Genomic DNA, 21,651 nt, shown 5'->3' with positions numbered 1-21,651 from the left:
TGGCCCCTTCGGACGGGCTTGTGACGTATGGCCTTCTATTGAGCATACGGGACACGGCCCTTTCTTCTGTTCTCTGAATTTATATGCACATCCGACAAGACGGGTTCTGCGCAGCGGCGCAGAGCTCTTTTTTATTTATTCTTTTTTGCAAAATAGAGTCTTGACCGATCTTGTACGGGGTGATAATATTTGTCTATTCCTATAAGAATAGTGTGAAATATTCGCTGACTAGTTAACTAGAAGCGCCTGCTTACCGAGTGTACCTCATTCGGCCGGCATGCGCTTTTTTCTGTTTTTCCATCCAGATAGGCAGGCATCGTTCCATCAGAAGCGATAAGAAGCGGTCTGAGGACGCTAAACCGCGCAAACCAACCGGGCGGGATTGTACGAAGTTTAAGTAATCGGAATTCAGAGAGGGGAATGAAAATGAGTGCTCCGCTGCTTGAGGTTGGACGATTAAACAAAGTATTCGAGACGAAGAAAGGCAGGGTTCACGCGCTCCACAACATTGACCTGGCCATAAAAGAGGGCGAATTTATTACGGTTATTGGTCCTAGCGGCTGCGGCAAAAGCACCCTGCTCAAAATTGCGGCAGGTCTGGATACGGATTACGAAGGAGAGGTCCGGCTCGGCCAGGAGAAGGTTACAGGTCCGGGGATTGATAAAGGCTTTATTTTTCAGGAGCCGAGACTGTTTCCCTGGTTAACCGTGGAGAAGAATATCGCGGCGGACCTGTCGTTAAAAAAACCGGAAGTCCGCCAGAAGGTGGATAACCTGATTGAACTTGTGAAGCTGACCGGCTTCGAAAAAGCTTATCCCCGCGAACTGTCAGGAGGGATGGCTCAGCGGGTCTCCATTGCGAGAGCTCTTCTCCGGAATCCGAAAATATTGCTGCTGGATGAGCCGTTCGGGGCGCTGGATGCTTTTACGAGAGCGCATATGCAGGAAGTGCTGCTGGATATCTGGCAGGCTAACCAGACGACGATGGTCTTCGTCACTCACGATATTGACGAGGCGATCTTTCTCGCGAACCGGGTCGTTATTCTTAAACCGCGCCCCGGGGCAATCAAGAATATCGTCCCTATTGATCTGCCGTTCCCCCGTAAAAAAGCGAGTACTTCGTTTCAGGAGATCCGCTACAAAATTTTAAGTGAATTTGAGAAGCTTGATGAGCTTGAACTGGTGGAGAGCGCAGGTATCTGAGAACGCTGGGGGTGAAATGAAATGAGCAAGCCGCTCGAAGTTCTGACGGCGGAAGTTTCCGCGGCAGGAGACACTGCCATACATAGAGGAGGCGGGGCGCATGCTGGAAGTAAGCGCAGGCTGAAGCTGGAATCCCTATGGATCGGAGCGCTGCTTCCCGTCACCCTGCTGGTCGCCTGGCAGCTATTAGGTGATGCCGGTTATATCTCCCGGCTGCTTTTTCCGACACCGCTGACGATTGCGAAGTCTTTTCGCACCTTGGTGGAAACGGGTGTGCTTGCCGAGAATTTAGGCATCAGCCTGATGCGGACAGCGGCCGGGTTCGGGTTAGGCGGCGGTGCCGGGCTGCTGCTCGGTTTGCTGGTCGGGCTTTTCCGCAGAACGGAAAGAGTCCTGGACCCTTCCGTGCAAATGCTCCGCATGATTCCGCATCTTGCAATCGCTCCGCTGCTTATTCTCTGGTTCGGATTCGGAGAATCCTCTAAGATTCTGCTGATCGCCAAGGGAGCATTCTTTCCGCTTTATATTCATACTTTTCTCGGGATCCGCGGCGTGGATAAGAAGCTGTTTGAGGTAGCCAAGGTGCTGGGCTTCAGTGCCTACAAGCAGATCATCCGGCTAGTCTTGCCCGCGGCCCTGCCTCATATCCTGCTCGGCGTGAGGATCTCACTCGGGATCGCCTGGCTGGGGCTTGTAGTAGCCGAGCTGATGGGAGCGACATCGGGTCTAGGCTATCTGATGTCGGAAGCCCGCCAGGTTAACAAGACATCCGTGGTCTTCGTCGCCATTATCTTATTTGCCCTAATCGGCAAAGCCGCTGATTCACTCGTTCGTCTGCTGGAACAACGTCTGCTCCAGTGGCGGGACAGCTACGAAGGGAAGTAAAGGAGAAGATTGACTCATGAGCCATTCAGCCGAGGTGCTTCATCATTCACCCGTTCCCGCCAAACGTGCCGCAAAGTTACGCCAGTGGGCGATTTTCAGACAGAAATTTGCTGATTTGGCAGTTGGCGCTCTGGTTCCGGCTCTGCTCCTTATCGTCTGGCAGCTGGCGGGAAACCTGGGACTTATTTCGACGTTCTTTCTGCCGACGCCGCTTATGATCGCAGAAGCCTTCAAGAATCTGACTGTAACGGGCGAGCTATCCGGGCATTTGGGGATTAGTGTAAGCCGGGCGGCATCGGGTTTCGCGGCGGGAGGTACGCTGGGCCTCCTGCTAGGCATAGCAGCAGGTTACTTCCGCCGGGTAGAGCAAGTGTTTGATCCGACGCTCCAAATGATCCGGCTGGTGCCTCATCTGGCCATTGCGCCCCTGTTCATTCTGTGGTTCGGATTCGGAGAAACATCCAAAATGGTCATCATTGCAAGCGGTGCGTTCTTCCCGCTGTATATCAATACGTTCCTCGGTATCCGAAGCGTAGACAACAAGCTGTTCGAAGTATCTCAAGTTCTGCAGTTCAACCGCTACAAACAAATAGTCCGGGTCATCCTGCCTTCCGCACTGCCGCAGATTCTGGTCGGCCTGAGGCTCTCTCTGGCGGTTTCCTGGCTCGGTCTGGTTGTGGCGGAGCTGATCGGTTCCCAATCCGGCATCGGATTCCTTATTAATTTTGCCAAACAGAATTCAACGACGGAAGTTATCTTTGTGGGCGTCCTGCTATTTGCGGTTGTAGGCAAAATGGTGGATTCCTTTGTCCGGATTCTGGAGCATAGGCTGCTTCAGTGGCGGGACAGCTACGAGGGATAAGCAAGGTACATGCGAATTGCGAAGAGATTTGATCAGACAGAGTGGGACCGAAGAAATGAGAACTGGAGATTTATATAAAAAAGGGGACTGGACAAAATGGGTAAACTTGCGCAAAAAAAGACGTCATTCAAGCTGAGTACCATTCTCGCGCTGATATCGCTGGTCTTACTCGCTGCCGCATGCGGCAAGGCTGAAGCGGACCCTTCAGGAGGTCAAGAAGCGGGTAAAATCCCTACTGTGCTGAGAATCGGCTATATCGGTTCCACCAAGCTTAATCTGCCTGGCGGGGCAGAAGGCTGGGGTTTCTATACAGGTATTACGAAGCAGGAATTGCAGAAGCACGGGATAACGGACGTGCAGTTTGTCGGCTTCCCGAGCGGCCCCGATCTCAGTGAATCGCTGATCAGCGGAAGAATTGACATCGGCTCTCTGGGAGATACGCCTGCTGTTCTGGCCAAGTCCGCAGGGGCTCCTTCCAAGATGATTACACTGAATGCAGCCAACAGCAACGCGTTTATTCTGGCCAAAAAAGGCGGTCCCGCAAACCTCGCGGAGCTTAAAGGCAAGAAGTTGTCCGTGAAAAAGGGCTCCTACATGCACCGTTATGTGGCCGGCCTTTTAAAAGAACAGGGCATCAAGGACGTCCAGCTGATCCATTTGCTCGATGAGGACGCGGATGCGGCGCTGGTGCGAGGTGAGGTCGATGCGATCGCCACTACAGAGGTTCGCGGTCTCAAAATGATCCCGCAGGGCTATCCGGTACTGGATGAAGCACTTAAGGATCACCCCGATCTGGTCGGTGGAAGCATTACGGTCGTATCGGAAAGTTACCTGAAGAAGTTCCCGGATATTCCGAAAGTATGGAACGATTTGCGGGTGAAGGCGCTGGAAGACCTTCAAACCAAAGAAGAGGATTATTATGCGTTTCTCGTTGAGAATACGGGGAATTCGCTGGAGCTGGTTCGCAAGACGAGTGCCATAGGCCGCATCCAGAAAGAAACGTTTACGGAGAAGGGGTTGGAGCAGTTGAAAGCGGCCAAAGATTTTCTGGTCAGCGATAAGCTCGCCGAAAATGACTTTTCCATAGAAGAATGGATTGCGAAATAAAGAAGAGGAACAAGCAGAGGAAGCCGTGAGAAGAAAAGGCTGACAGGAGATAGGGGGAAGTGCAATGAGTCAAAAGCAGCCTCTGCGGCTGACAGCAGATGTGCTCGTTATCGGGGGCGGTCCCGCAGGCGCATGGGCAGCATGGAGCGCCGCATCCCAGGGAGCACGCGTCATTCTGGCGGATAAGGGATTTCTCGGAACAAGCGGGGCCACAGCTCCGGGCGGGACCAACCTGCTGTACCTTCCAAGAGATCCGGTTCTTAGGGAAGAAGCGGTACAGAAGCGGATGAAGGGCGGAGGTTACTTGTCGGAGCCCGAATGGATTCACCGGGTGCTCGATCAGGTCTATGAGAGCCTTGAGCTGGTAGAATCTTGGGGTTACCCTTTCCGCAGGAACGAAGAAGGTGTGCCGATGCGCGATCATCTGCAGGGCCCGGAATATATGAAGCTGATGCGGCGGGCCGTCATCAAAGCAGGCGTGAGAATTCTGGACCAGTCTCCGGCCCTGGAGCTGCTTACGGATGAGCACGGCGCGGGAGGGGCAAGAGGGGTCTGCCGCCTGGATGACCGGGACTGGGAAGTAAGAGCCGGTGCCGTGGTCATTGCGACCGGCGGCTGTGCTTTCCTCAGCAAAGGTTTGGGCTGCAACGTACTCACCGGAGACGGCCTGCTGATGGCGGCCGAGCTTGGCGTGGAGTTGTCCGGAATGGAGTTTAGCCGCCAGTACGCCCCGAGCGCCGCATTCGGCACGAATACGCGCGGCAGGCTGCTGAACTGGGCGACGTACAGCACCGAAGACGGCACGATTCTGCACAGTGAAGGTCCACGGCCGCACGACTTCCTTCCGCGGATGCTGAGCCAAGGCCCGGTGTACGCGGTTATGGACAAAGCGGACACCCCGGAGAAGCGCGCGATTCTCCGGAGGTCGCATGCGATCTTCTTCCTCCCGCTTGACCGCGCAGGCCTCGATCCGTTCACGCAGCGGTTCCCGCTGACTTTGCGGTACGAGGGCACGGTACGCGGTACAGGCGGCATCCGCCTGACGGGCGATGACTGCGGCACGACCGTGGCGGGTCTATACGCTGCCGGCGATGCCGCGACGCGCGAGCGTGTGACCGGCGGTCAGTCCGGCGGCGGGGCGTTCAACGCCTCGTGGGCGATCTCGTCGGGAACATGGTCGGGCAAATCCGCCGCGCAGTATGCCTTGAAGCTTGGCCCCAAGGCACTGCTGCGCGAGCTGAAGCCCGCAGGCGGCGCGGGCATCGTGCCGGCGGCTTCCGCCGGGGGCCAGAGGGCGGATGCGGCTGAGCTCATCCGCGCTGTGCAGGCGGAAATGTTCCCGCTGCATATCAATTACTTCCGCAGCGAACCCGTGCTGCGGGAATCTCTCCAGCGGCTCCACGGGCTGTGGCCGCTGGCAGAAGCGCTGGCCCCGTCCGGAGCGGGCCAGCGGGTACGCGCCCGCGAAGCCGCGGCGCTGGTGGCAAGTGCCCGCTGGATACATACGGCGGCTCTTGCCCGCCGCGAGACGCGGGGGATGCATACGCTTGCGGAGTATCCGCAGGCGGACCCTGCCATGCAGCAGCGGCTGCTTGTCTCCGGGCTGGATGTCATTCAGGCTTCCTTTGAGAATAAGGAAGCTGTCCCGGCAGCGAGTAGCCCCATCCCGGTTCCGATTGATCGTGCTCCTCTGCATAGGGCATCGCTTGAGATCCGGAGCGGAAGCAAATCGGAGGCACGCGCGGATTCGATCCGGAATCCGGGTGCGTCATGGAAGGAAGTGACCCGCGGATGATTGAACTTGTGAGCGCCTCGCGCTGCGTGGAATGCGGCATATGCGTGAAAGTCTGCCCCACGAATGTGTTCGACGAGGGGCCTGACCGCATTCCGGTCATTGCCCGGCAGGATGATTGCCAGACCTGCTACGTATGTGAAGTCTATTGCCCTGCGGATGCCCTGTATGTTTCTCCATACGGCGATGTTCCCGGCGGCGCGGATGAGGAGAAGCTGGCAGAGTCCGGTGTATTGGGAAGCTGGCGTGCTTTAATCGGCTGGGGGCCGGGCAGGACCAAACTGGCCAAGATCGACACGACTCCTTTTATCGACCGGGTGCTGCCAGGCCAGCCTCCCCTTGCTCCCGGAGAAGCAGCTTTTATTCTTGCTCCGGACCCTGAATGACTGGAATCCAGTTCGTGTGTGAGACTTGACCGGCTAAGATAGAGAGACCCCTAAAATGGAGTTTTATGTGAGATTATTTTGTGTAAGAAAGAGTATTGTCGAATCGAAATGGCCGTGCTATAATGACGGTGCTTAGGATTTATGACAACTGAACAGGCGATATGCGCGTGTGACTGATTCGATCAGGCATGAGCAGGGGAAAGAGAATGAATGGAAGCTGTCTCATTCGGGTTATATTAACCCTTATGAGATACAGGTTCCGGCATCTCTTTTGCTGCTCATGCCTTTTTTGGTGTTTCGGGCTTGCCTGGGGCGTTGAATAATCCATAGACAATCATTACCATCGAATACATCGAAAAGGAAGTGAAGCACATGTTAAAAGGTACGTTTGGTGCTCTTCAGCAAGTCGGCAAGGCCCTGATGCTTCCGGTTTCCATTCTTCCGGCCGCGGGTCTGCTTCTGGCGTTAGGCGCGGCAATGAAGACACCGGATACGATTGAGCTGATGCCTTTTCTCAGCGGAAACGGCTTTCAAGTAGCCGCATCGCTGATGTCCAATGCCGGTGACATTATCTTCGGCAATCTGGCTTTGCTGTTCGCGATTGGTGTGGCAATCGGTCTGGCGGGCGGCGACGGTGTTGCCGGTATTGCAGCTACGATCGGCTACCTCATCATGAACGTGACGATGGGGGTTCTTGCAGGTGTAACCCCTTATTCACTGACTCTCAAAGATCCGTCTTACGCCAGCGTCCTCGGCATTCCAACCCTACAAACCGGCGTGTTCGGCGGTATTATTATGGGGGTCATAGCGGCGATGCTGTATAGGCGGTTTCATAAAATCGAGCTGCCGTCCTATCTCGGATTTTTTGCCGGCAAACGTTTTGTGCCGATCATTACATCCTTGGCCGCTCTGGCAGCAGGCCTGATCCTGATCTTTATCTGGCCTCCGGTCCAGCATGGCCTCAGCACGTTCTCCCGTTCCGTTCTCGACGCGAACCCGGTACTTGCTTCCTTTGTATTCGGAGTCGGCGTACGTTCTCTCATTCCGTTTGGTCTGCACCATATCTGGAATGCGCCATTCTGGTATGAATTTGGCCAATATACAGACGCGGCTGGTAATCTGATCCGCGGTGATATGAAGATTTTCTTCGCTCAGCTGAAAGACGGGGCGGAGCTGACGGCAGGTACGTTTATGAGCGGTAATTTCCCGTTCATGATGTTCGGCCTTCCGGCTGCGTGTCTCGCGATGTATCATACGGCGCGTCCGGAGAATAAGAAGTTCGTAGCAGGAATTATGGGTTCCGCGGCACTGACGGCTTTCCTGACAGGGATTACCGAGCCGATCGAGTTCTCGTTCTTGTTCGTAGCTCCTCTGCTCTATGTACTCCACGCATTGCTTGCAGGTCTGTCTTTTGCGATCATGACTTTGCTTCAGGTGAAGCTGGGTTTCTCCTTCTCAGGCGGCGCGATCGACTTCCTGCTGCTGGGTGTACTGCCTAACCGTACGCCGTGGTGGCTTGCAATTCTGGTAGGTCTCGTCTTCGCGGTCATTTATTACGTCGTGTTCCGGTTTGCGATTACGAAGTTCAATCTGCTTACACCAGGCCGTGAAGCCGCTCAGGAAACGGATGGCGATACGGAAGGCAAACCGTCCGCCGCTCCATCTGCTGCGGGTTCGGCAGAGCTTCCAAGCAATATCCTCGCGGCCCTCGGCGGTGCGCCTAACATCTCGAATCTGGATGCTTGTATCACACGTTTGCGTGTACAAGTGAAGGATAAGGGTGAAGTGGACAAGGAGCGTTTGAAGAAACTTGGCGCATCCGGCGTTCTGGAAGTGGGCAATAACATTCAGGCGATTTTCGGGACAAAATCCGATTCCCTCAAAAATCAGATCCAGGATGTTATGGCTGGACGCGTACCAACTGCGGCTCCTGTAGTCGAGACGGTGGACACAGAGCGTAGTCATATTCTCGCAGAGGAGACGATTGTTGCCCCTGCTGATGGCGAACTGATGGATATCACACTTGTTCCCGATGAAGTTTTCTCGCAGAAAATGACCGGTGACGGTTTTGCCATTCTGCCTAAGAACGGTACGATCGTGTCTCCGGTTAACGGTAAAATTTTCAATGTGTTCCCGAGCAAGCATGCGATTGGCATCCAGTCGGACGGCGGCAAAGAACTGCTCGTTCATATTGGCGTCAACACGGTAAAACTGAAAGGCCAAGGCTTTGATGTTCTTGTGTCCGAAGGTGATATCGTGGAAGCGGGCCAGCCGATCATGCAGGTGGACCTGGATTACGTCAAGGAACATGCGCCTTCGATCATCACGCCGGTAATCTTTACGAACCTGCCTGAGGGCACCGAAATCCGTTTGAACAAGCAAGGTGACGTGAAATCCGGCGAGAAGAATATCATCACGCTGAAGTAACCTTTTTCTAACTTCCCGATTTCGGTTAATATAGACAGAAGTAATTTAAATCCTATGAGCGGAGATGAGTTAACCATGGAAAAAACATTTAAAGTCACGAGCGACACAGGAATTCACGCACGTCCGGCAACGGCTCTAGTTAATGCCTCTAATAAATTCAAGTCCGGCGTATTCGCTGAAAGCAAAGGCAAGAAAGTTACGATGAAGTCGATTCTGGGTGTACTTTCCCTGGGTCTGGAAGAGAATGACATTCTTACTTTGTCGGCAGAGGGTGAAGATGCCGCTGAAGCGATAGCCGCGCTGGAAGAGATCATGGTTAAAGAAGGGCTGGGCGAGCTTCATGCCTAACATCCGCGGCATTGCCGCTTCGGCGGGCATTGCCATCGCCCGGGCGTTCCGCCTGGAGCATCCCGATCTGACCGTGGCGCGGAAACCGGTTCAGGATGCGGAAGCAGAGGTCGCCAAATTCGAGTCTGCGCTGGAGAAATCCAGGGCAGAGCTTGAGGTGATCAAAGAACAGACTCTCCGGGAAATGGGAGAGGAGAAAGCGGAGATCTTCGAATCGCATCTGCTCGTATTAAGCGATCCGGAACTGATCGATCCTGTCATCGCGAAGATCCGTGACGAACAAGTGAATGCGGAATTTGCGATGAATGAAGTGGCAATGACGTTTGTCGAGATGTTCGAGAACATGAACAGCGAATACTTGAAAGAACGCGCGGCCGACATGCGTGACGTGACGAAGCGGGTGCTGGCTCATCTGCTCGGCGTCAAATTCGTCAGTCCATCCGCTATCTCGGAAGAGACGGTTGTCGTGGCAGAAGATTTGACGCCTTCGGATACAGCACAGCTGAATCGCACTTACGTCAAAGGCTTCACGACCAATATCGGGGGCCGCACCTCGCACTCTGCGATTATGGCGCGCTCGCTTGAGATTCCGGCGGTCGTAGGCACGAAGAACGTGCTCGATCTGGTTCAGGACGGCGATCTGCTGATCGTGGACGGTCTGGACGGCGACGTCCTGATCAACCCCGAGCCGCACATCGTCGAGGAATACCGCGCGAAGCAGCAGCGGTATGCCGAGCAGCGCGCGGAATGGGCCAAGCTGAAGGGTGAGCCGACCGTTACACCGGACGGACACCACGTAGAGCTGGCCGCCAACATCGGTACACCTGCCGACGTGGCAGGCGTGCTGGAGAACGGCGGCGAAGCCGTCGGCCTGTACCGGACGGAGTTCCTGTACATGGGCCGCGATCAGCTGCCTTCCGAGGAAGAGCAGTACAAGGCTTACAAGGCGGTACTGGAGAAGATGGAAGGCAAGCCGGTCGTCGTCCGCACACTGGATATCGGCGGAGACAAAGAGCTGCCGTATCTGAAGCTTCCGAAGGAGATGAACCCTTTCCTCGGATTCCGTGCGATCCGGTTGTGCCTGGAGCGGGAGGACATATTCCGCACCCAGCTTCGCGCTCTGCTCCGCGCCAGCGTGCACGGCTCCCTGCGGATCATGTTCCCTATGATCGCCACACTGGATGAGTTCCGCCAGGCCAAGGCTCTTCTTCTCGAGGAGAAGGAGAAGCTCGCGGCGGAAGGAACACCTGCTGCCGATGACATTCAACTCGGCATCATGGTTGAGATTCCTTCTACGGCGGTAATGGCCGATCAGTTTGCGAAGGAAGTAGACTTCTTCTCCATCGGAACGAATGACCTCATTCAATATACGATGGCGGCCGACCGGATGAACGAGCGGGTATCCTACCTGTACCAGCCGTACAACCCGGCCATCCTGCGTCTGGTCAAAATGGTCATCGACGCGGCTCACCGCGAAGGCAAATGGGCCGGCATGTGCGGAGAAATGGCCGGAGATGCAGTGGCTATTCCCCTGCTGCTGGGCCTTGGCCTCGACGAGTTCAGCATGAGCGCGACTTCGATTCTGCCTGCACGCAGCCAGATCGTCAAGCTGTCGCTCGCTGACATGCAGGAACTGGCAGCCCGTGCAATCGAGCTGTCTACGGCCGAAGAAGTCGTAGCGCTGGTGGAAGCGCAGATGCTTGCGTAAGCAGCGGGTATCATCCCGTCTCGGGATGTGGAGAAGGCAAGAACGGTAAGCAGCACCCCTTGGGATACTTTCGTTGGATAATCCTCCAATGTAAGTCCTGAGGGGTGTTTTTTATTTTATTTTAGGCAGGAAATGAAATTGGCATTGGTACAGAGGGGGTGCAAAAGTATCTTGAAAAGTATGCGGTTTAACGTAAAGCGGTTACTACGGAGGAATTAACCGGGTTGGTATGGAAATCCCTTATAGTCCCCATAAGATTGAAGGTCAAGGACTGTTATTTTCACAAAATGCGGGAGGGGGTTGTTGCTGTGAACGTCAGAGATATTTATACCTATTGCTTACAGAAGCCCGGGGCAGCTGCGGAGCGGCCTTTTGACGAGACGACGGATGTAATTAAGGTCGGGGGCAAAATGTTTGCCTTGATGCCATCGGATGCGTCTGGCGAGGCGGGCAGTGTGACGCTAAAATGCGTACCGGAGGAAGGGGAGTTGCTCAGGCAGCAGTATCCCGGCACGGTCCTGGCGGGGTACCATATGAACAAAAGGCACTGGAATACCGTGCTCTTGAATCGGAAGGTGCCGGCGGAGGAATTGCAGGAGATGATCGATATATCGTATCATCTTGTGGTGAAAGGCTTGACGAAGGCCGAGAAGGAGAAACTGGGCCTGCCGGCCGGTCGGTTATAGCCATTTTAATAGTATAGACCCTGTAAGTGTGTCTGCTTGCAGGGCTTTTTGTTTTCTATGGGGGAACGCAGGGTAAAATACCGGGGGATGAACGCGGACTCATGCGCGATTCTTTGCGAGGACGAGACCGGATTATATTAGGTTGAAAAGGTCCTGGAAACGACGGAAGTCTTAAATAGATCTCAAGGAGGCAGTATCCATGATGAATAACCGGCAAATTCGCTTGATCAGCAGACCTGAAGGTATGCCCGGTAAGCACAATTTCGAGTTCACAGAATCCGAGGTTCCGGGCTTAGAAGAGGGACAGGCCCTTGTGCGTGCTTTATATCTTTCGGTGGACCCTTATATGCGCGGCAGAATGAACGATCAGAAATCGTATGTACCGCCCTATAAGGTAGGGGAAATCATAACAGGCGGTGTTGTCGGACAAATAGCGGAGTCCAAGACATCGGAATTCAAGAAAGGTGAGTATGTGGTCGGCAACCTGGGCTGGCAGGAGTATTCCGTAGTCAAAGCAGGCCAGGTTACGAAGGTAGACCCTTCACTGGCTCCGGTAACGACTGCGCTGGGCATTCTGGGGATGCCGGGTCTGACCGCGTATTTCGGACTGCTTGATATAGGTCAGCCCAAGGAAGGGGAGACTGTCGTCGTATCCGGCGCGGCCGGAGCCGTTGGAACAGCCGTCGGCCAAATCGCCAAGCTCAAAGGTGCGCGGGTAGTCGGGATAGCAGGATCAGAAGAGAAAGCCGACTATCTCAAGAAGGAGCTCGGCTTTGATGTAGTCGTCAATTACAGAAGCGAGGGCGATATCCATGCAGCCATGAAGGAAGCCTGTCCGGACGGCGTGGATGTTTATTTTGATAACGTAGGCGGCGAAATCTCGGATGCGGTTTTGAGCCTGATTAACAAAGGGGCCCGCATTCCGCTGTGCGGCCAAATCGCTCTGTATAACCTGGAGAAGCCGGACAACGGGCCGCGCATCCAAGGCCGCCTGCTGACCAACAGTGCGCTTATGAAGGGCTTTATCGTAGGTGACTATAGTGCGCGCTATCCCGAAGGAATGAAGGATCTGGCGTCCTGGTTAAAAGCAGGGAAATTGAAGTACAGAGAGACTATTGTAGAAGGTTTTGACCAGACGATCGAAGCGTTCCTGGGCCTCTTCAAAGGCGAAAATATCGGCAAGCAGCTTGTCAATGTAGCGGATGCCGAAAAAACGTCTTAAATCGTTAAATTAAGTGATCCTAGTCGAATAATATGATATAATATATGTATTCGATGTTTGTTTACCAGGTGGAAGTCTGTTTGCAAACAGACTTCCTTTTTTTTGTTCCGGTAGGCGGCATCCGGCTGTATATATTATAAAAGGGGTGTAAGGCCATTGAATGTAGACAATGCGGCATTTCAAAGTTCCAAAGGTTCCAAGCAATCCATCGCTAAGCTTGTACGCAGGGCCGTCTTTATTATTATAGGCGCCGGGCTCTTCTCGGTAGGACTGGAAGTTTTCCTCGTCCCGAACAACATCATTGATGGCGGTATCACGGGCATTTCCATCATGCTTTCTCACTTTCTTGGACTTCCTCTCGGTATCTTCCTGACTCTTCTGAATCTTCCCTTCTTATATCTGGGCTACAAACAGATCGGTAAAACCTTTGCATTATCAACGCTTTTTGGCATTCTGGCCATGTCGGTCGGTACGTATCTGCTTCATCCTGTTCCAGCCTTTACCGCGGACCCGCTGCTGGCGGCAGTGTTCGGGGGCGTTATTCTCGGCGTCGGGATCGGCCTGGTTATCCGTTCAGGAGGTTCTTTGGACGGTACGGAAATCGTAGCGATTCTCATTAACAAAAAGTCACCTTTCTCCGTCGGTGAGATCGTTCTGTTCGTAAATTTATTTATTCTGGGAAGCGCCGGTTTCGTCTTCGGATGGGACCATGCGATGTACTCCCTGATTGCGTATTATATAGCTATGAAAATGATCGATGTGACCATCGAAGGGCTGGATCAGTCCAAATCGGTGTGGATCATCAGTGATAAGTATAAAGAAATCGGCGATGCGCTCACTCAGCGTCTGGGCCGCGGCGTGACATTCCTGCATGGGGAAGGTGCTTATACGGGAGACGATAAGAAAGTAATCTTTATCGTAATCACCCGTCTGGAAGAAGCCAAGCTCAAAACAATCGTCGAGGAATGGGACGAAAATGCGTTTATTGCGGTCGGCAACATTCACGATGTGAAGGGCGGACGCTTCAAGAAGAAAGATATTCACTAAACCTGCGTGCTTTGATAAGGATACTTACAAAGTAAATAAAGACTCCTGAACAAGATAGAGGTTCAGGAGTCTTTATTTTGATTTCCGGCTGCGGGCGATGCGGGAGCTTTCTATTGCCGGATGCCGGCAGCGGCAGCCTCAGCAGGAGCCTCAGCAGCAGCGGGTGATCTTCCCGTCTTTAGAATCGTAGCGGTTATCCTGGGCCTGCCGGAAGAACTCTGCACGGCTCAGGATCGGACGGTCGCAGTGGCTTGTTTTCATATGCTCCACATAGGTTTCATAGTTTGGCACCCCAACCAGGAGGTCAAGAAACTGCCTGCGGTAGCTCCACATGATTCTCAAGCGGTTAAACATATTTCGCCGCCCCCGATCCGCCTTGCGGCCCTCTTGGAATATAAGGTGTCTCGGTCGTGTCCATCGGCTTGTTCTTGATCGCCCGGATCCATACGCGGACGGAGGATATCAGGATGATCAGAACGACAATCATAAAGAAGGCGGTCAGCGACGAATTGACATAGTCGTTCATAATAATCTGTTTCATCTGGTCGGCATTCTTGGCCGGTGCGATGAGGGTACCGCCGTCCAGTGCCGTCTGGTACTGCTTGGCATGGGACAGGAACCCGATATTCGTTTTCTCGTGGAACAGCTTCTGCCAGCCGGCCGTCATGGTCACGATAAGCAGCCAGACGGTGGGTATAAGTGTGACCCACGCGTATTTTTTCTTGCCCATTTTGAATAAAATGGTCGTGCCCAGCAGAAGGGCCATGCCCGCCAGCATCTGGTTAGCGATGCCGAACAGCGCCCACAGGGAGTTGATACCGCCGAGCGGATCTATCACGCCCTGATAGAGGAAGTAGCCCCAGCCGGCGACACAGAGCCCTGTGGCAATGAGATTGCCGAGCGTGGACTGCGTGTTGCCGAGTTTCTTGCTGCCGAAGCGCAGCAGATCCTGAATGAGGAAGCGGCCCACCCGGGTGCCTGCGTCTATCGTCGTCAGGATGAACAGTGCTTCGAAAAGGATGGCGAAGTGATACCAGAACGCCATCATGGCCTTGCCTCCGACGACGGAGGACAGGATCTGCGCCATCCCGATGGCGAAGGTTGGGGCACCGCCTGTCCGTGACAGAATGGTGCTCTCGCCGATGTCCTTCGAGAGCGTGGTCAGCTCCTCCGGCGTGATCGTGAAGCCCCAGTTCGTCACCGTAGCGGCCGCTGTGACAACATCGGTACCGCCGAGCGCGGCTGCGGAGGAGTTAATCGCGAAGTAGGTGCCCGGCGTGATGACACAGGCCGCGATCAGCGCCATTATCGCGACGAATGATTCCATCAGCATCGCGCCGTACCCGATCGGCCGGGCATGGGTTTCACGCTCCAGCATCTTGGGCGTCGTTCCGGAAGAGATCAGCGCATGGAAGCCGGACACGGCTCCGCAGGCAATCGTGATGAACAGGAACGGGAACAGATTTCCGGCGAATACAGGGCCCGTACCGTCAATGAATTTGGTTGTAGCCGGCATTGACAGTTCCGGCAGGACGAAGATAATTCCGGCGGCCAGACCCGCAATCGTGCCGATTTTGAGGAAGGTGCTGAGATAATCGCGCGGCGCAAGCAGCAGCCACACCGGCATGACGGAAGCGATGAAGCCGTAAGCAATCATCATCAGCGCGATCGTTTCGCCGGAGAAGCTGAACATGGGAGCGAGCGCGGCGCTCTCCGCTACATATTTGCCTCCGATCAGAGAGAGGATCAGGAGGACCACGCCGATGAGCGAGGCTTCTCCGACACGTCCCGGTCGGATGTAGCGCATATAGACGCCCATGAGCAGAGCGATCGGTATAGTTGCGGCAATCGTAAACATCCCCCAGGGGCTGCCGATCAGAGCTTTGACGACCACGAGTCCCAGTACGGCCAGCAGGATCACCATAATGCCGAGAATACCGAGCATGGCGATCGTGCCGGTGAATTTGCCGACTTCGTCGCGGATCATGTCGCCCAGCGATTTGCCGTTACGCCTCGTTGAAGCGAACAGGATCACGAAGTCCTGGACAGCTCCTCCGAGGATGACCCCGATAATGATCCAGAGCGTACCGGGCAGGTAGCCCATTTGCGCGGCAAGTACCGGGCCGACCAGAGGTCCCGCTCCGGCAATGGCGGCGAAATGGTGTCCGAACAGGACCCATTTGTTCGTAGGCACGTAATCTTTGCCGTCGTTGTTTACTTCTGCGGGTGTTTTCCGGTTGTCATCGAGTTCAAAGACTTTCCGGGCCAGGAAACGGCTGTAGAAACGGTAAGCGACCGCATAGCAGCTGACGGCTGCAATAACGAGCCAAGCCGCATTAATGGTCTCTCCCTGACCGAGCGCAACCAGCCCGAAAGCAATGGCTCCGACAATGGAAATACCTCCCCAAAGCAAGATTGATTTCCATCCCATTCTCATAATAACTGCCTCCCTGCGGGTTGTTTGATAACGCTTACATGATAGTATATCAGCTTTTTGCTTTCTGAAAAGAGAAAATTTCTTTTTCGATGAAAATATGTAAGGAATTACCTTATTTATACATGCCTATTCATTCTGTCTGAAGGCCATGCTTCAACTTCATAAATAAAGAAAGAGAGAGCGGAAATCCGTCAGCCTATTTCTTCAAAAACGAGAGGTAATGGAAGAAAAATTAAGCTAGGAGCAACAATAGAAGTATGTAAGCGCATAAAAGTTAAACTTTGCCTGAAAATTGATTCTAAACGGATTTCGGATATCTTTACAAAGGCTGTACGGAGGTGTAATATTCATTCCATCAATTAAAAAAACAGTTTCTTGCTTTCGCTGAATTTCCCCAAACCGGGGAAGCGGGGGAACCATCGCAGTACCTTGTCCGGTGTGAGAGCCAGGCAGGATCTGCAGGGGTGAATCTTGAAGCGGCGGACCGCCATGGAACCGCAGCTGCAAGTAGGGCGACTCTCACCGTCCGAATCCGACAGCTAACCTCGTAAGCATAAGAGTTCGGGAGGGGTTGAAGAAGCTTGTGATCGCTATCGACCACAGGGACTTCGTTTCGCTGTGGTTTTGTTGTGTTCAGATTTAGTTAAACTCGCTTAAATGTATTTGAAACCAATACAAGTTTTGTATCGCTGAATTTCCAGGAATTTCGTGGAAAACGGGGGAACCAACGAGTACTAGCGGCAGTCAGCCGCGGACTCATGGGGTGAATCCTTGCAGCGGCTTACCGCCGCACTGCAGGGTAGGGCGACTCTCACGCCCGAATCCGACAGCTAACCTCGTAAGCGTAACGAGAGAGGCAACTGCTAACCGCGCTACTGGGCCTAGTCTACTTGACTATGCCTGCCAAGAAGCCGCGTGAAGAGTTCCTCTTCCGCAGGCTTCTTTTTTGTTGCCTAAAAATAGGAGAAGGGAATCGGATAAGCCAGATGGAACACCAATCGGAACTAATTATGTATACACTTGTCGCCGCTCCGTGCGTAATCGGAGAAAATTTCGTGAAACTGCTGCACATCTATCAGCGGCCCTTTGCTGTGCTGGTGAACAACTCGGTAGAGAAGCAGCGGATGAAGCAGCTTGGCGCCAAGCATATCATCGAGGTCGATACCGTCCACCACGAGGCTTGGGAAGTTCCCGAGCTGCCGATTGGAGACGTCTACTTGTTCGAAGACAGTCTGACTTTATGCTGCAGATATTTGCAGATGGTCCGAAGCTGGACTACCGGGAACATTGTGGTCGTGAAGACGAATCCGACACCCCGGCTGATCTATAAAGCGCTGGGCGCCGATCATGTGGTGCATACGAACAAGGACCAGGTCTCTTTCCTCCTTCGTTCCGAACGACCGGTAGGCTGAACTTAATCAGAGCGATTGATGTGAAAAAAAGGAGTCGAGAGCATGAATGATCTCTATATGATCCTGTTACTGGGTGCTATATATATGATGTTTTATGGATTTCTGGTCTGGTGCGGCCGGGTTGTACGAAACTCGGGAGGCGAGCGTTTATGACTATTGTTGTTATTTTTGCCGCCGCTTTATTTGTTTATTTGATCTATGCCTTGATTAATCCGGAAAAATTTTAGATGGCTAAGCGCGATGTTGTTTGAGGAGGAATTGTTTCCATGGAAATCTTACAGATCTTAATTGTTATTGGCGTGCTCTGCCTGCTGGTAAAGCCGCTTGGAACTTATATCTACCATATCTTCTCTAATCAGCCGAACCGGACGGATCAATGGTTTGGCTGGATAGAGAAACCGATTTACAAGCTGGCCGGTATTCGTAATCAAAGCGGGATGACCTGGAAAAAATACGCCGGCAGCCTGGTTTTGACCAATATCGTACTGGTAGCTGCGGGGTATTTGATTCTGCGTACGCAAAAGGTCCTTCCCCTTAATCCGAATGGAATTGACAATATGGAAGCGACCTTGTCCTTTAATACGATTATCAGTTTTATGACCAATACGAACCTGCAGCATTACAGCGGTGAGACGGGCTTATCCTACTTCGCCCAAATGGCTGTCATCATGATGATGATGTTCACCTCGGCGGTGACAGGCATCGTGGTTGCCATTGCGTTTATCCGCGGGTTGACCTCGAAGGGTCATTCACTCGGCAACTTTTTCGTAGATTTTGTAAAAGGGCACACGCGTCTGCTGCTGCCCCTTGCACTGATCGTTATGCTGGTGCTGGTCGGCCTGAAAGTTCCGCAGACTTTCGATGCGACGATTACAGCCCAAACGGTTGAAGGGACAGAGCAGCAAATCGCGGTGGGTCCGGTGGCTTCTCTTGTATCGATTAAGCACCTCGGGACCAACGGGGGCGGATTCTTTGGAGTTAACTCCGCACATCCGTTCGAGAATCCGAGCCCGCTTACGAATGTGATTGAAATCTTGTCCATGTGGTGTATCCCGGCTTCTTTAACCTATACGTATGGCAGGTTTGCGAAGAATCAGAAGCAGGGATGGGTTATTTTCAGCGCTATGCTGCTATTATTCCTAGTATTCCTATCGGTGGCGTTCTTCTCGGAGAAGGCTGGCAATCCCGTGCTGAACTCAATGGGAGTAGAATCCGCCCAAGGCAGCATGGAAGGCAAGGAAGTGCGCTTCGGTATTGCGCAGTCCGCTCTCTTCACGGCTGTGACTACAGCGGCAACGACAGGGACGGTCAACAATATGCACGATACGCTGACTCCACTCGGAGGCATGGTTCCGCTGGTCGAAATGATGTTGAACACCGTGTTCGGCGGCGACGGGGTCGGGCTTGTCAATATGCTCATGTATGCGATACTCGCCGTGTTCCTGGCCGGATTGATGGTCGGACGTACCCCGGAATTTCTGGGACGCAAGATCGAGTCCCGCGAGATGAAGCTGATTGCCATCGCGATTCTGGCCCATCCGCTAATTATTCTCGGTCCGACGGCGCTGGCACTGATGACGGATCTCGGCCGGAGCGCGGTTACCAACCCGGGCTTCCACGGCATCAGCCAGGTGCTCTACGAGTATACGTCTTCTGCAGCCAACAACGGCTCCGGATTTGAAGGCTTGGCCGACAATACACCGTTCTGGAACATTACGACGGGGATCGTGATGCTGCTCGGCCGCTATGTATCCATTATTGCACTGCTTGGCGTGGCCGGTTCACTGGTACGCAAACAATGGGTGCCCGAGACGATCGGAACCTTCCGTACGGATAATATGCTCTTCGCGGGAATTGTGATCGGCACGGTAATCATTATTGGGGCGCTGACATTCCTGCCCGTTCTGGTGCTGGGTCCCGTAGCCGAATATTTAACATTGCGTTAAGAAACGATGGGGTGAACAAGGATGAGCTCAAATGCTTCTTCTCAATTAAAAAGAAAATCGATGCTAAGCAGCGCAATTCTAAATCAGGCGCTGATTCAAAGCTTCATTAAATTAAATCCGGTAACGATGATGAAGAATCCTGTCATGTTCGTTGTGGAGATTGGCACCTTCATCGTGCTGCTGATGACGGTTATGCCGGGATATTTCGGTACAGAAGATAAAGTCGGGTTTAACTTCACTGTGTTCCTGATTCTTCTCTTCACGGTATTGTTTGCGAATTTCGCGGAAGCACTTGCTGAGGGCCGGGGGAAAGCGCAGGCGGATTCGCTCAAGAAATCCAAACAGGAAATTACGGCGAACAAGTTAACGGGCGGCGGAATCAAAGTGGTACCTTCCACCGAGCTCCGCAAAGGAGACATCGTGAAGGTTTCCCAGGGGGAAATGATCCCTGGCGACGGGGAAGTCATTGAAGGGTTAGCTTCCGTTGACGAATCGGCTATTACAGGGGAATCGGCACCCGTTATCAAAGAAACGGGCGGCGACTTCAATTCGGTTACAGGCGGTACGCGGGTCGTGAGCGATTCGATTAAGGTCCGCATTACGAGTGACCCGGGCGAGTCGTTCATCGACCGGATGATCTCTCTCGTCGAAGGTGCGTCCCGGCAAAAAACACCTAACGAAATCGCCCTGAACATTCTATTAACGACACTGACGCTTATTTTCCTGATCGTCGTTGTTACGCTTGGGCCGATCGCAGGTTTTGTCGGAGTGGAGCTTGATGTCGCCGTTATGATCGCTTTGCTGGTATGTCTGATTCCGACTACCATCGGCGGACTGCTGTCTGCCATCGGTATTGCGGGCATGGACCGGGTGACGCAGTTTAATGTGCTTGCGATGTCAGGTAAAGCAGTGGAAGCTGCCGGGGATATTAACACGATCATCCTGGATAAAACGGGTACGATTACGTTCGGTAACCGGATGGCAAGCGAGTTCGTTCCTGTAGGAGCTGCTTCTCTGTCGGAACTGGCGGCCTGGGCTGCAATAAGCTCCGTGAAAGATGAGACGCCGGAAGGCCGTTCTGTACTTGAACTTATGAAGAAAGATCATCTTCCTTATGACGCCGCTTTGGCGGCAGGCGGAGAATTCATCGAGTTCAAGGCCGAGACCCGGATGAGCGGGATCAATCTCACAGACGGCCGCAGAGTCCGCAAAGGCGCTGTAGACGCCGTGATCCAATGGGCCCAGGAGCAGGGCGGCACCGTTCCTGCGGGTTTGAAGGCAAGCGGCGACACTATTGCCTCCGAAGGCGGGACACCGCTTGCAGTGGCGGTGGACGGACACATATACGGACTTATTTATTTGAAGGATACGGTGAAGCCGGGAATGAAGGAACGATTTGATACTCTGCGCAAAATGGGGATCAAAACCATCATGTGTACCGGCGACAATCCGCTCACGGCGGCAACGATTGCCCGTGAAGCCGGAGTGGACGATTTTATCGCGGAGAGCAAGCCGGAAGACAAGATCGCGGTCATCCGTAAAGAGCAGGCAGCCGGTAAGCTTGTCGCGATGACAGGCGACGGCACGAATGACGCCCCTGCACTGGCCCAGGCCGATGTAGGCCTGGCTATGAACAGCGGAACCATCGCTGCGAAGGAAGCGGCCAACATGGTTGATCTCGACTCCGATCCTTCGAAGATCATCGAAGTAGTCGGGATCGGCAAGCAGCTGCTGATGACACGCGGTGCACTTACGACGTTCTCGATTGCCAATGACATCGCCAAATATTTTGCCATTATTCCGGCTATGTTCATGGTGGCTATTCCGGAGATGGATGCGCTGAACATTATGGCGCTTGGCTCACCCCTGTCAGCGATATTGTCGGCTCTTATCTTTAACGCGATCATCATTCCGCTTCTGATTCCGCTGGCTATGAAGGGTGTGGCGTACCGCCCGATGAGCTCTCAGAAGCTTCTGAGCCGGAATCTGTTCATCTACGGCCTGGGAGGAGTTGTAGCTCCTTTTATCGGCATCAAGGTCATCGATCTGTTCGTTCATCTATTTATTTAACAGCAGCGGCTATAGGACTATATATAGAAGAAATAAATTCAAAGCAAGTCAGGAAAAAGCCGGCCGTTCAGGAAGCAAAGCAGCTGCCGGCTCCATGTAGAGAGGGATGAAAA

Annotated in this window: 18 protein-coding genes and 2 riboswitches; of the genes, 16 read left to right on the top strand and 2 right to left on the bottom strand. The window is 53.5% G+C overall.

Annotated features, from left to right (window positions below; translation table 11 throughout):
• Window positions 1-426: 426 nt before the first annotated feature.
• The 12 genes from AR333_RS19400 to AR333_RS19345 all read left to right on the top strand — a co-directional run bounded on the left by AR333_RS19400 (window position 427) and on the right by AR333_RS19345 (window position 13,673).
• Window positions 427-1,203 carry an ABC transporter ATP-binding protein gene (locus AR333_RS19400; RefSeq protein ID WP_068777034.1) on the top strand — a complete coding sequence of 259 codons (777 nt, stop codon included), beginning with the start codon at window positions 427-429 and terminating at the stop codon, window positions 1,201-1,203.
• Window positions 1,204-1,224: 21 nt separating this feature from the next.
• A complete protein-coding gene (locus AR333_RS19395) occupies window positions 1,225-2,088 on the top strand; it encodes an ABC transporter permease (RefSeq protein WP_084783852.1) in 864 nt (287 codons plus the stop codon).
• 16 nt (window positions 2,089-2,104) lie between these two features.
• Window positions 2,105-2,950: an ABC transporter permease gene (locus AR333_RS19390; RefSeq protein ID WP_068777033.1), complete on the top strand. Its 846-nt coding sequence runs from the start codon at window positions 2,105-2,107 to the stop codon at window positions 2,948-2,950.
• Window positions 2,951-3,046: 96 nt separating this feature from the next.
• Window positions 3,047-4,057 (top strand): ABC transporter substrate-binding protein, encoded by a 1,011-nt coding sequence (locus AR333_RS19385; RefSeq protein WP_068777032.1) that lies wholly within the window; start codon window positions 3,047-3,049, stop codon window positions 4,055-4,057.
• Window positions 4,058-4,121: 64 nt separating this feature from the next.
• Window positions 4,122-5,852, top strand: coding sequence for an FAD-dependent oxidoreductase (locus AR333_RS19380; protein WP_084783850.1), 1,731 nt, complete (start codon window positions 4,122-4,124; stop codon window positions 5,850-5,852).
• Entirely contained in the window at window positions 5,849-6,235 is a 387-nt protein-coding gene (locus AR333_RS19375) for a ferredoxin family protein (RefSeq protein ID WP_068777031.1), read from the top strand. The genes AR333_RS19380 and AR333_RS19375 overlap by 4 nt, the downstream gene beginning before the upstream one ends.
• A gap of 372 nt (window positions 6,236-6,607) precedes the next feature.
• The gene (gene ptsG, locus AR333_RS19370) at window positions 6,608-8,662 is read left to right on the top strand and encodes a glucose-specific PTS transporter subunit IIBC (protein ID WP_068777030.1); all 2,055 of its coding nucleotides are present in this window, start codon (window positions 6,608-6,610) and stop codon (window positions 8,660-8,662) included.
• Between the two features lie 75 nt (window positions 8,663-8,737).
• Window positions 8,738-9,010, top strand: a complete 273-nt coding sequence (locus tag AR333_RS19365) for an HPr family phosphocarrier protein (protein WP_068777029.1) — start codon at window positions 8,738-8,740, stop codon at window positions 9,008-9,010.
• Window positions 9,003-10,718, top strand: a complete 1,716-nt coding sequence (ptsP, locus tag AR333_RS19360) for a phosphoenolpyruvate--protein phosphotransferase (RefSeq protein ID WP_068777028.1) — start codon at window positions 9,003-9,005, stop codon at window positions 10,716-10,718. Before AR333_RS19365 ends, ptsP begins: the two co-directional genes overlap by 8 nt.
• Before the next feature lie 308 nt (window positions 10,719-11,026).
• Entirely contained in the window at window positions 11,027-11,404 is a 378-nt protein-coding gene (locus AR333_RS19355; RefSeq protein WP_068777027.1) for an MmcQ/YjbR family DNA-binding protein, read from the top strand.
• A 199-nt stretch (window positions 11,405-11,603) separates the two neighbouring features.
• On the top strand, window positions 11,604-12,626 hold the full coding sequence (locus AR333_RS19350) for an NADP-dependent oxidoreductase (RefSeq protein ID WP_068777026.1): 1,023 nt from the start codon (window positions 11,604-11,606) through the stop codon (window positions 12,624-12,626).
• A 156-nt stretch (window positions 12,627-12,782) separates the two neighbouring features.
• Complete coding sequence (locus tag AR333_RS19345) at window positions 12,783-13,673, top strand: YitT family protein (protein ID WP_068777025.1); 891 nt, start codon at window positions 12,783-12,785, stop codon at window positions 13,671-13,673.
• Window positions 13,674-13,823: 150 nt separating this feature from the next.
• On the opposite strand, the gene AR333_RS19340 is transcribed toward AR333_RS19345, so the two are convergent.
• Window positions 13,824-14,027, bottom strand: a complete 204-nt coding sequence (locus tag AR333_RS19340; protein ID WP_068777024.1) for a YbdD/YjiX family protein — start codon at window positions 14,025-14,027, stop codon at window positions 13,824-13,826.
• Window positions 14,020-16,110 (bottom strand): carbon starvation CstA family protein, encoded by a 2,091-nt coding sequence (locus tag AR333_RS19335; RefSeq protein WP_068777023.1) that lies wholly within the window; start codon window positions 16,108-16,110, stop codon window positions 14,020-14,022. Before AR333_RS19335 ends, AR333_RS19340 begins: the two co-directional genes overlap by 8 nt.
• Before the next feature lie 372 nt (window positions 16,111-16,482).
• A riboswitch (cyclic di-AMP (ydaO/yuaA leader) is annotated at window positions 16,483-16,679 on the top strand.
• 108 nt (window positions 16,680-16,787) lie between these two features.
• Window positions 16,788-16,971, top strand: a riboswitch (cyclic di-AMP (ydaO/yuaA leader).
• A gap of 125 nt (window positions 16,972-17,096) precedes the next feature.
• Here AR333_RS19335 and AR333_RS19330 point away from each other — a divergent pair.
• The 4 genes from AR333_RS19330 (at window position 17,097) to kdpB (ending at window position 21,538) form a co-directional block, all read left to right on the top strand.
• Entirely contained in the window at window positions 17,097-17,522 is a 426-nt protein-coding gene (locus AR333_RS19330; protein ID WP_068777022.1) for a hypothetical protein, read from the top strand.
• A gap of 149 nt (window positions 17,523-17,671) precedes the next feature.
• Window positions 17,672-17,749, top strand: a complete 78-nt coding sequence (gene kdpF / locus AR333_RS25810) for a K(+)-transporting ATPase subunit F (RefSeq protein ID WP_156430973.1) — start codon at window positions 17,672-17,674, stop codon at window positions 17,747-17,749.
• A gap of 39 nt (window positions 17,750-17,788) precedes the next feature.
• Complete coding sequence (gene kdpA / locus AR333_RS19325; RefSeq protein WP_068777021.1) at window positions 17,789-19,468, top strand: potassium-transporting ATPase subunit KdpA; 1,680 nt, start codon at window positions 17,789-17,791, stop codon at window positions 19,466-19,468.
• A gap of 21 nt (window positions 19,469-19,489) precedes the next feature.
• Window positions 19,490-21,538, top strand: coding sequence for a potassium-transporting ATPase subunit KdpB (gene kdpB / locus AR333_RS19320; protein WP_068777020.1), 2,049 nt, complete (start codon window positions 19,490-19,492; stop codon window positions 21,536-21,538).
• The last annotated feature ends 113 nt before the right edge of the window (window positions 21,539-21,651 follow it).

The organism is Paenibacillus sp. FJAT-26967, assembly GCF_001541095.1.
GTDB lineage: Bacteria > Bacillota > Bacilli > Paenibacillales > NBRC-103111 > Paenibacillus_F.
This window is presented reverse-complemented; position numbering and strand designations above follow the sequence as displayed.